The organism is Rahnella sp. RcJ3, from assembly GCF_009498575.1.
GTDB lineage: Bacteria > Pseudomonadota > Gammaproteobacteria > Enterobacterales > Enterobacteriaceae > Rahnella > Rahnella aceris.
In genome coordinates, this window is sequence record NZ_QSNX01000010.1 from 214,978 (window position 1) to 226,272 (window position 11,295).

Here is an 11,295-nt window from a genome sequence, read left to right on the forward strand (position 1 = left end):
AAATCATTCGAGATGAATTAAGGCGGCAACTGAATGAACCCCAGGAGCTTACTGAAGTAAGTGACTGGGGTTCGTGATGGCAGCCAATGCAGAGTCAACTTGAAGGATGACGGGTATTAGTCGGCGTCGTAACCTAAGTTCGGCGCCAGCCAGCGCTCCACTTCGGCGACCGGCATATTTTTACGTGCCGCGTAATCTTCGACCTGATCACGCTGGATTTGTGCCACGGCGAAGTATTTGCTGTCAGGGTGGCTGAAATACCAGCCTGACACCGCAGCACCCGGCCACATCGCAAAGGATTCGGTCAGTTGCATACCGGTATTGGCTTCCACATCCAGCAGCTTCCAGATTTGCCCCTTTTCAGTGTGTTCAGGACAGGCCGGGTAACCGGGCGCCGGACGTATTCCCTGATAATTCTCGCGGATCAGCTCTTCGTTGCTCAGATTCTCGTTGGCGGCAAAACCCCAATACACCTTGCGCACTTTCTCATGCAGGTATTCCGCAAACGCTTCTGCCAGACGGTCAGCCAGCGCCTTGATCATGATTTTATTGTAATCATCATGCTGTTTGTCATACGCCTCGGCCAGCGCATCCTCCTCCAGCCCGCCGGTTACAGCAAATGCCCCCATGTAATCTTTCTTGCCGCTGGATTTCGGTGCGACAAAGTCAGCCAGGCAATAGTTGGCGAAATCGGTTTTTTCCGTTTGCTGACGCAGATGATGGCTGACCACCAGCACGTCTTCGCGGCGTTCATCGCTGTAGATTTCGATGTCATCGCCTTTGCGGTTTGCCGGGAAGAGACCGACGACGCCGCGTGGGTTGAGCAATTTCTCAGCGCAAAGTTTATCGAGCAGGTCATTGGCATCTTTGAACAGGCGTTTCGCTTCTTCGCCGACAACTTCATCTTCAAGAATGCGCGGATATTTACCTGCCAGCGACCAGGTCATGAAGAACGGCGTCCAGTCGATGTAATTGCGCAGTGTTTCAATGCTGGCTTCGACTTTCTGGATGCCCAGACGATGGACCACCGGTGGCGTGTAAGCTTCCCAATCGATAAAAGTAGCGTTGTCGCGGGCCACTTCAAGACTCACTGGCGGCGTGCGCGGCTTTTTACGACCATGCTGGATACGTACAGTGTCGTACTCTTTACGTGTACGTTCGATAAACGCGTCCCGCTGATCTTTTGACAGCAACGCAGACACCACGCCGACAGAACGCGAGGCGTTTTGCACGTAGCAGGTCACACCACTGTAATTTTTTTCGATTTTCACCGCAGTGTGCGCTTTCGATGTGGTTGCGCCGCCAATCAGCAACGGCATGGTAAAACCACGCCGCTCCATTTCTTTCGCGACGTTGACCATTTCATCGAGTGACGGCGTAATCAGCCCGGAAAGCCCGATGATATCGACGTTTTCTTCGATGGCGGTTTTCAGGATTTTGTCCGTCGGCACCATTACACCGAGATCGATAATCTCGTAGTTATTACATTGCAGCACCACGCCAACGATGTTTTTACCGATGTCATGGACATCGCCTTTGACCGTGGCCAGCAGGATTTTGCCGTTGGTCTGGCCCTTTTCCTTGCTGGCTTCAATGTATGGCTCCAGATAGGCCACGGCCTGTTTCATCACGCGCGCGGATTTCACCACTTGCGGCAGGAACATTTTACCGGCACCAAACAGGTCGCCGACGACGTTCATACCGTCCATCAGCGGGCCTTCGATCACTTCGATAGGACGCGCGGCCAGCTGACGGCACTCTTCGGTATCCAGTTCGATAAATTCGGTAATGCCTTTCACCAGCGAGTATTCGAGGCGTTTTTTCACGTCCCAGCTGCGCCATTCCGCCTGCTGCTTATTCGCTTCTCCATCGTCCTTGCTGCCACGGTATTTTTCAGCCAGTTCAAGCAGGCGCTCAGTACCATCATCGCGGCGGTTGAGGATCACATCTTCGACGGCGTCGCGCAGTTCAGCCGGTAAATCATCATAAATCGCCAACTGACCGGCGTTGACGATGCCCATATCCATACCGTTGCGGATGGCGTGATACAGGAAGACGGCGTGAATGGCTTCACGTACCGGTTCGTTACCGCGGAAAGAGAATGAAACATTGGAAACACCGCCGGAAATCAGCGCATGCGGCAGTTGTGCTTTGATATCGGCGCAGGCTTCGATGAAATCGACGGCGTAGTTGTTGTGTTCGTCAATGCCGGTCGCCACCGCAAAGATATTCGGGTCAAAAATGATGTCTTCCGGCGGGAAGCCGACTTTTTCAGTCAACAGCTTGTAGGCACGGCGGCAGATTTCAATTTTGCGGGCGCGGGTATCCGCCTGCCCGGTTTCATCGAATGCCATGACCACAACGGCCGCGCCGTACCGGCGTACCATACGGGCGTGGTGCAGGAAGGCTTCTTCGCCTTCTTTCATGGAAATGGAGTTAACAATCCCCTTGCCCTGAATGCATTTCAGGCCTTTTTCGATAACATCCCATTTGGAGGAGTCGATCATGATCGGCACACGGGCGATATCCGGTTCACCGGCAATCAGGCTGAGGAAACGCACCATTGCCGCTTCGGCGTCGAGCATCCCTTCATCCATGTTGATATCGATGATTTGCGCGCCACTTTCTACCTGCTGACGGGCTACCGCCAGCGCTTCCGCATACTTTTCTTCTTTAATCAGTCGCTTGAAACGAGCAGAACCGGTCACATTAGTACGTTCACCGACGTTCACAAACAGCGTCTGTGGATCGATGGTCAGCGGTTCCAGCCCTGCCAGACGACAGGCAACAGGAATGGTCGGTAAAGCGCGGGGCGGTACGCCTTCCACGGCTTTCACCATCGCCGCGATATGCGCAGGCGTGGTACCACAGCAGCCACCGACAATGTTCAGAAAGCCCGAGCGTGCCCATTCGGCAATATGCTCAGCCATTTCTTTGGCTTCGAGATCGTATTCACCAAAAGCATTAGGTAAACCGGCGTTCGGGTGCGCGGTGACATAACATTCTGCAATACGAGATAACTCAGCGACATACTGACGTAACTCATCCGGACCCAGCGCGCAGTTAAGGCCAAAGGTGAGCGGTTTAACGTGACGCAGCGAGTTATAAAAAGCTTCGGTTGTCTGGCCAGATAAGGTGCGGCCGGAAGCATCAGTAATCGTGCCGGAAACCATGACAGGCAATACGATGCCCATTGCTTCGAATTCACTTTCTACTGCGAACGTCGCGGCTTTGGCGTTGAGAGTGTCAAATACGGTTTCGATCATGATCAGATCGGCACCGCCTTCGATCAGTGCCCGGGTGGATTCGCGGTAGGCTTCAACCAGCTGATCGAAAGATACGTTACGAAATGCGGGATCGTTAACATCCGGGGAAATCGACGCCGTCCGGTTGGTCGGGCCTAAAACCCCGGCAACATAACGCGGTTTATCCGGCGTACGGGCGGTCCACGCATCGGCACATTGACGCGCCAGCCGCGCAGCTTCATAGTTAATTTCAGCCGACAGCGATTCCATATGGTAGTCAGCCATTGCAATCGTGGTGGAGTTGAAGGTGTTGGTTTCGAGGATATCTGCACCAGCAGCAAGATAACCGTTATGGATCTCGACGATCACGTCTGGTTTGGAGAGCACCAGAAGATCATTATTGCCTTTAAGATCGCTTTCCCAGTCAGCAAAACGCTCACCACGGTAATCTTCTTCTTCCAGACGATAGCTTTGGATCATGGTGCCCATACCGCCATCCAGAACCAAAATGCGCTGTGCCAGCTGCTTATGTAGCGCCTCAACTCGATTAGTCACTTTCACCTCATCACCCATCACGCACACCCGGCAAATTGTTCATTCATGCGCCGGAAATCATGGTCAACATCCTAGCATACCTTCCTCAGCCAAAAGCCCGCACCGACGTGAGACTTTTTCAATTCGGGAAGACATCCCGCAAACGCAGTGCAACACATCGGATGAGCGTAAAGGCAGGTTGCGATCCATACTGTAAAAACGAAAACCAATTCCAAAAATGATTTTTCTTCGCCAGCTTTTGGCGCATCTTACAAGGAACAGGCTCATGGCAACGTCCGTAACGGCTCCGGCCAAACGTGCTAAGAAAACCAAAGCCGCGGCTGTAACCGGCAGCGCAGCGACCGGGCAGGTGCAGTCCCTGACACGTGGCCTTAAGTTGCTGGAATATATCGCTGAAGCCCAGGGCAGCGTGGCACTGACCGATCTCGCCCAGCAGGCGGGTTTACCCAATTCCACCACCCACCGCCTTCTGACCACCATGCAACAGCAGGGATTTGTCCGTCAGGTCGGCGATTTGGGCCTGTGGACCATTGGCTCACATGCTTTTATCGTAGGAAGCAGTTTCCTGCAAAGCCGGAATTTACTGGCAATGGTGCATCCGATGTTACGCCGCCTGATGGAAGAATCCGGCGAAACGGTGAATCTGGCGGTGCTGGATCACAGTGATTATCAGGCGATCATCATCGATCAGGTGCAGTGCAATGCCCTGATGAGGATGTCCGCGCCGATTGGTGGCAAATTACCGATGCATGCGTCGGGTGCCGGTAAAGCATTTCTTTCGACGTTGCCGGAAGAGCGTCTGGCAAAACTGCTGCATAAAATAGGCCTGCACAGCTATACGCCCCTGACAAAAACGTCTCCTGTGAATCTGAAGCAGGAGTTGGCGGATACCCGTAAACGCGGCTATGCCTTTGATGATGAAGAGCATGCGCTCGGACTGCGTTGTGTGGCAACCTGCATTTACGACGAACACAACGATGCCTATGCGGCGATTTCAATCTCGGGCCCGGTTTCACGAATCACCGATGACCGCGTGACGGAACTGGGTGCACTGGTGATTCATGCGGCGAAAGAAATCACGCAGGCCTACGGCGGTGGAAAACACTGAGAAAGATGCTGAAATCCCACCATTATCCGGGAGGATTTCAGCAAATTAACGCTGGCTAAAACGCCGGGAACGACGATACGCAAAAACATCTTCGACGTGCCCTTCACGGATACGCTGTTGCAAACCGCGCCAGTAACCGGCGCTAAACAAATCGTCGTGTAGCGTTTCAAAGATTTGACCAAGGCGTTTGTCGCTGCAAAGGAAATGCCGGAATTCTTCCGGGAAAACATCGCCCGGAGCAATGCTGTACCAGGGTTCGCTGGCCAGTTCATCCTCCGGGTAACGGGGTGCGGGAATATCGCGGAAATTAACTTCAGTCATGTAGCAGATTTCATCGTAGTCATAAAACACCACACGACCATGACGGGTCACGCCAAAATTCTTAAACAACATGTCGCCGGGGAAGATATTCGCCGCAGCCAGTTGTTTGATCGCATTGCCGTATTCTTCAATCACGTCATGAAGCTGCGTATCGCTGGCCTGTTCCAGATATAAATTCAGCGGCGTCATACGCCGTTCAATATACAGATGCCGGAGCGCAATGCTGTCCCCCAGATCTTCTATCTTGGCAGGTACTTCGCACTGTAGTTCAGCCATCAGTTCAGGGCTGATGTTTTTCTTCGGCAGAACAAAGTGCTCAAATTCCTGGGTATCGGCCATCCGCCCGACGCGGTCATGCTCTTTCACCAACTGATAGCAGGCTTTGACCTGTGCCTCAGTCACTTCTTTCTGCGGCGCAAAATTATCTTTTATCACCTTGAACACGCGGTCACTGCCAGGCAGGGTAAATACCAGCATGACCATGCCTTTGACCCCCGGCGCAATAATAAAAGACTCGTCGGCTTGCGCCATAAAGTGCAAATGTTCACGGTAACATTCTGTTTTTGCGTGCTTTTGACAACCGATAGCGCTGTACAGCTCAGCCGTGGTTTTGGCCGGTAAAATCTCACGTAACCATTCAACCAGCGCACCGGGCTGCGGGGCATACACCATAAAATATGAGCGGGCAAAGCCAAAGACTATGCTGGCATCGTTGCTTTCCGTCAGACAGGCATCAACAAATAACTCATTCTGATGACTAAGATGCACCGGCAATAACAGCGGGAATATCTGTGAAGCACATCTGATTTTGCCGATTATCCACGCGGCTTTATTGCGATAAAAAATCTCGGTAGCGATCTCAATATCAGCATCCGCAAGCCACTCTGCGGGGAAGCGTTGCTTTAATGCAGTGGCAATATAATCCACATCACGGTTCGCATCCTCCCACGGTAAGCGCACCGGCAGGTCATCAAGGACTTTTACCAGCGTGGCAAAGAAATTACCCTGAACCGGGTAGAGGCGTGACAAAGGACGGGCACAATGTTGCTGACGCCGGGAGGACTGCTCACTGAAAATAAAAAGTTTGTCCGCTGTCAGATCGCGATGTTTGAAAATCCGGCAATAGACTGAATTAAAAAAGCTTTCAGCGATTTCAGCCCTCGGATAATCAGGCAGTAATCCGGAGTAACATTCCTTTATGCGGATCAGAAACGCGGCATCATAAAAACGCTGGCCGGTAATGCATTTGAGCTGGGCGACAACCAGACCGACATGGTGGTCATACAAATGGATACGTTGCTTCATCGCTGCCTGTACCGCTGACCAGTCGGCATTTTCAAAGCGCTGCTGCGCCCCCGATGTCACTTCGAGAAAGCGGCCGTACTGGGCGTCGAACCCCTGTAAAATAGTCTGCGCAATCAACAGCTCTATACGCATAGTGGCGACTCCCTGAGGAAAGAGACCCGGCTTTCACCAGGTCTGATGAGCATCAGTGTGACGTCGGAGAAAACTGCTGTTCTTCGGTAGAGCCGGTGAGTGCGGTAACCGAGGAGCGACCGCCCTGAATAATGGTAGTGACTTTATCGAAATAGCCGGTTCCGACTTCCTGCTGATGAGAAGCAAAGGTATAGCCGCGATCTATGGCTGCAAATTCCGGCTCCTGCACTTTATCCACGTAGTGCTTCATCCCCTCGCCCTGTGCATAAGCATGGGCAAGATCGAACATGTTGAACCACATGCTGTGAATGCCCGCCAGCGTAATGAACTGATACTGGTAACCCATCGCGGCCAACTGGTCCTGGAAACTGGCGATGGTTTTATCGTCGAGATTCTTCTTCCAGTTAAACGATGGCGAACAGTTATAGGCCAGCAATTTGCCCGGGAATTTAGCGTGGATGGCCTCAGCAAAACGCTGAGCCAGTTTCAGATCAGGCGTCGATGTCTCGCACCACACTACGTCGGCATAAGGTGCGTACGCCAGACCGCGACTGATGGCCTGCTCAATACCGGCGTTCGTCCGGTAGAAACCTTCATGTGTTCTTTCGCCGGTAATAAACTGGCTGTCATACGGGTCGCAGTCCGACGTCAGTAAATCTGCCGCATCGGCATCGGTACGTGCCACCAACAACGTCGGCACACCAAGAACATCGGCGGCAAGACGCGCGGAAATCAGCTTCTGTACGGCTTCCTGTGTCGGCACCAGAACTTTGCCGCCCATATGCCCGCACTTCTTCACCGCAGCAAGCTGATCTTCAAAATGAACGGCGGCAGCACCGGCTTCAATCATGGATTTCATCAGTTCAAAGGCATTGAGTACGCCACCAAAACCGGCTTCAGCGTCCGCCACAATCGGCAGGAAATAGTCGGTATAGCCAGGCTGCCCGGGCTCAATGTTATTGGCCCACTGGATCTGATCAGCGCGACGAAAAGTGTTGTTAATCCGCGCCACAACTTCAGGCACCGAATTCACAGGATACAAAGACTGGTCGGGATACATACTGGAAGCCGTATTGGCATCCGCGGCAACTTGCCATCCCGAGAGATAAATGGCTTCGATACCCGCTTTTGCCTGTTGTAAGGCCTGGCCACCTGTCAGCGCGCCGAGGCAATTCACATACCCTTTACGCGATGCGCCGTGGAGTAAATTCCACAGGCGGGCAGCTCCGTGCTGAGCCAGCGTACACTCCGGATTGACTGAACCCCGCAGGCTGATCACTTCTGCCGCCGTGTAAGGTCGGGTGATATTTTTCCAGCGTGGTTGGCTCCACGTTTCTTCAAGCTGCTGAATTTGCTGAGTACGGTTCGTTTTCATGGCAAATACTCCGGTCTTTTTATGTGTAGGGTAAGAAGGATCAGGCCAGCAGCTGATAGCCCGGCAGGGTCAGGAAGTCGATTAACTCATCTTGTGTGGTGATTTTTTCCATCAAGGCAGCCGCCTGCGTGAAACGACCGGCACTGAAACGTTGTTCGCCCAACTCCTGCTGAATAACCAGCATTTCTTCGTTCAGCATGCGGCGGAATAACGGCTTGGTGACGGGTTGTCCGTCATTAAGCGTTTTGCCGTGGTGGATCCATTGCCAGATGGATGTGCGGGAGATTTCAGCCGTGGCAGCATCTTCCATCAACCCGTAAATCGGGACGCAGCCGTTGCCAGAAATCCAGGCTTCAATGTATTGCACTGCGACGCGAATATTGGCGCGCATTCCCTCTTCAGTACGCTCGCCGGAACAAGGTTCGAGTAATTGCTCTGCAGTAATTTCGGCATCTTCTTCACGTAGTACATCCAGCTGGTTTGAACGGTTACCCAGCGCTTTGTCGAACACTTCAAGCACGGTGTCTGCCAGCCCAGGGTGTGCAATCCAGGTACCATCATGTCCGTTATTCGCTTCCAGCTCTTTGTCTGTGCGGACTTTATTCAGCACCCACTCGTTACGCTTAACGTCTTTGCTGGGAATAAATGCTGCCATTCCGCCCATCGCAAATGCCCCACGCCGGTGACAGGTTTTAATCAGCAGCCGGGAATAAGCATTTAGAAAAGGCTGAGTCATCGTTACGGACTGACGGTCAGGTAATATACGGTCAGAATGATTCTTCAACGTTTTGATATAACTGAAGATGTAATCCCAGCGACCACAGTTCAGTCCGACAATGTGATCGCGCAAGTGGTAAAGGATTTCGTCCATCTGGAAAACCGCAGGCAGGGTTTCAATCAGCACCGTGGCTTTAATCGTGCCCCGCGCCAATCCCGCATAATCCTCGGCAAAACTGAAGACCTGGCTCCACCAGTCAGCCTCATGATAAGACTGCATTTTTGGCAGATAGAAATAGGGGCCACTGCCTTTTGCCAGTAATGCGCGATAGTTATGGAAAAAGTACAAAGCGAAATCGAACAACGAACCGGGAATAGCTTCACCCTGCCAGTTCACATGCTTTTCAGGTAAATGCAGGCCACGTACACGACAAATCAGAACGGCAGGATCAGGTTTGAGCTGATAAATTTTCCCGGATTCATTGGTGTAGCTGATACTCCCGTTCACCGCATCGCGTAAGTTAATCTGCCCTTCTATAACTTTCTGCCAGTCCGGTGCCAGAGAGTCCTCAAAATCCGCCATAAAGACTTTTACATTGGCGTTCAGCGCATTGATCACCATCTTGCGTTCGACAGGACCAGTGATTTCTACCCGGCGATCCAGTAAATCAGCCGGAATGCCCCGTACCTTCCAATCTGAATTTTTTATGGAATGCGTTTCCGAAATAAAATCAGGCAACACCCCCTGATCTATCTTCTGCTGTACGGCAATGCGATCGGCCAGTAATCGATTTCGCAGCGGGGTAAAACGGACAACCAGTTCGGATAAAAAATCCACGGCTTCTTCGGTCAGAATTTGCGCTTCGTTTTCACCAAAACGGCGCGTAAAACCAAGCTGACTGCGGGTAATTTGCTCAGACATCGTTTATCTCCTGATTTATCTGCTTAATCTGCCAGACCGCCTCACTGAACAGATGCTATTACGGTCGAAAACATACCCGAGATACGCTCATGATCCTGAGGTGGCTTTTCTCTGGTTATTTATTGCCCGATAGATTTAAGCGTAATCAGTAATTTCATAAAATCAAAAACGATTTCCATTTTATTTAAAAATTAAAAAAGTTCTGTTTTTAATCAATTAGATAGAATTAAATAAATTTTCCGTAAAATGGGAATGAATTTCGAATCTAAGAAAAATGTATGCAGAAGGAAGAAGATCAGAAAAAAGATCGCAGGGAGAAAAAGGGGAGAAAAACAGACGACCGGTAAGATCGTCTGCTGGAAGCGGAAGGGGATTTACTCGAGTGTCGGATTCATCTGGCGCAGATCAAACGGCGTGATCTGATAAACATAGTAATTCAGCCAGTTAGTGAACAGCAGATGTCCATGGCTTCGCCAGGTCGCCTTCGGTGCCAGCTCGGCGTTATCCTGCGGGAAATAGTTGTAAGGCATTTCAGGTGATAACCCCGCCGCCACATCACGCAGATACTCTCCTGCCAACGTTCCCGCATCATATTCAGGGTGCCCGGTCACAAAAGCCATCCGCTTATCTTTTGTCGCAAAGAGATAGGCGCCGGCTTCGTCGGATTCAGCAAAGATCTCCAGATCCGTGTGCTGGCGGAGCACATCAGCCGGAAAATCTGCATAACGGGAATGGGGTGCCAGGAAGCTTTCATCAAAGCCACGGGTCAGTAATGCCAGCGGTTGCAGCGTCTGATGAGGATACACACCCGAAAGCTTCGCTTCGCGGGTCATTTTAGGTAGTCCATAAAGCACATTCAGAGCAGCCTGAACCGCCCAGCAAACAAAAAGTGTGGATGTTACATGCTTTTTCGCCCAGTGGATCACGCGCTCAATTTCCGGCCAGTATGCTACATCACAAAAATCGACCAATCCTAAAGGCGCACCGGTAACGATCAGGCCATCATAGTTGTCATGCTGAATGTCTTCAAAGTCACAATAGAAATTATTCAGATGCTCTGCAGGGGTGTTTTTAGATTCACGACTGTCAATGCGCAGCAGCTGCACATCTATCTGCAGAGGAGAGTTGGAAAGCAGCCGTAAAAACTGATTTTCGGTCTCAATTTTCTTCGGCATCAGGTTGAGAACCAGCACCTTAAGAGGACGGATCTCCTGCGTTTTCGCACGTGATGACGTCATGACAAAAACGTTCTCATTGCGCAGGAAATTCACGGCTGGTAATTCATCTGGAACCCGGATCGGCATAACAACTTCCTCACTACATCCATTTATACGTTTAGACTTCTAGATAGCCGAAGATAACGGGTTTTGATTGAGATGTCGAGCCTGCAAGCGGTAAGTGAAAATGTTTCAGCTTAAGCTACTAATTTAGACGGTCTGGTTATAAAGGAGAGCAGTTCAGGGCGCAGGAGAGATAAAAACGGCGAGTTAAGTTGTGGATCCTGACGGTTTTTAGGATAGATAATGTACAGAGCATTTCAAATTCCGCATAGCAAAAAGCCCCGTACTTTCGTACGGGGCTTTCCACTAATTTGATGCCTGGCAGTTCCCTACTC

6 protein-coding genes are annotated in these 11,295 nt (G+C 51.4%); 1 reads left to right on the forward strand and 5 read right to left on the reverse strand.

Features of this window, described 5'->3' with window-relative positions:
• Window positions 1-116: 116 nt before the first annotated feature.
• Window positions 117-3,818: a methionine synthase gene (gene metH, locus DXU84_RS15240; RefSeq protein WP_013577387.1), complete on the reverse strand. Its 3,702-nt coding sequence runs from the start codon at window positions 3,816-3,818 to the stop codon at window positions 117-119.
• 247 nt (window positions 3,819-4,065) lie between these two features.
• On the opposite strand from metH, the gene iclR reads away from it, so the two are divergent.
• On the forward strand, window positions 4,066-4,908 hold the full coding sequence (iclR, locus tag DXU84_RS15245) for a glyoxylate bypass operon transcriptional repressor IclR (RefSeq protein WP_013577388.1): 843 nt from the start codon (window positions 4,066-4,068) through the stop codon (window positions 4,906-4,908).
• 45 nt (window positions 4,909-4,953) lie between these two features.
• Here the strand turns inward: iclR and aceK are convergent, their stop codons facing one another.
• The 4 genes from aceK to metA form a co-directional block, all read right to left on the reverse strand.
• On the reverse strand, window positions 4,954-6,666 hold the full coding sequence (aceK, locus tag DXU84_RS15250; RefSeq protein ID WP_153376137.1) for a bifunctional isocitrate dehydrogenase kinase/phosphatase: 1,713 nt from the start codon (window positions 6,664-6,666) through the stop codon (window positions 4,954-4,956).
• A gap of 52 nt (window positions 6,667-6,718) precedes the next feature.
• Window positions 6,719-8,041, reverse strand: a complete 1,323-nt coding sequence (aceA, locus tag DXU84_RS15255; protein WP_013577390.1) for an isocitrate lyase — start codon at window positions 8,039-8,041, stop codon at window positions 6,719-6,721.
• A gap of 40 nt (window positions 8,042-8,081) precedes the next feature.
• Window positions 8,082-9,680, reverse strand: a complete 1,599-nt coding sequence (aceB, locus tag DXU84_RS15260) for a malate synthase A (RefSeq protein ID WP_013577391.1) — start codon at window positions 9,678-9,680, stop codon at window positions 8,082-8,084.
• 374 nt (window positions 9,681-10,054) lie between these two features.
• Entirely contained in the window at window positions 10,055-10,984 is a 930-nt protein-coding gene (gene metA / locus DXU84_RS15265) for a homoserine O-succinyltransferase (protein WP_013577392.1), read from the reverse strand.
• Window positions 10,985-11,295 lie beyond the last annotated feature (311 nt).

Excerpts from the sequence above, each read along its gene's own strand:
- iclR (WP_013577388.1), top strand. The coding sequence starts at position 4,066 with ATGGCAACGTCCGTAACGGCTCCGGCCAAACGTGCTAAGAAAACCAAA.
- aceK (WP_153376137.1), bottom strand. The coding sequence starts at position 6,666 with ATGCGTATAGAGCTGTTGATTGCGCAGACTATTTTACAGGGGTTCGAC.
- metA (WP_013577392.1), bottom strand. The coding sequence starts at position 10,984 with ATGCCGATCCGGGTTCCAGATGAATTACCAGCCGTGAATTTCCTGCGC.
- aceB (WP_013577391.1), bottom strand. The coding sequence starts at position 9,680 with ATGTCTGAGCAAATTACCCGCAGTCAGCTTGGTTTTACGCGCCGTTTT.
- aceA (WP_013577390.1), bottom strand. The coding sequence starts at position 8,041 with ATGAAAACGAACCGTACTCAGCAAATTCAGCAGCTTGAAGAAACGTGG.
- metH (WP_013577387.1), bottom strand. The coding sequence starts at position 3,818 with ATGGGTGATGAGGTGAAAGTGACTAATCGAGTTGAGGCGCTACATAAG.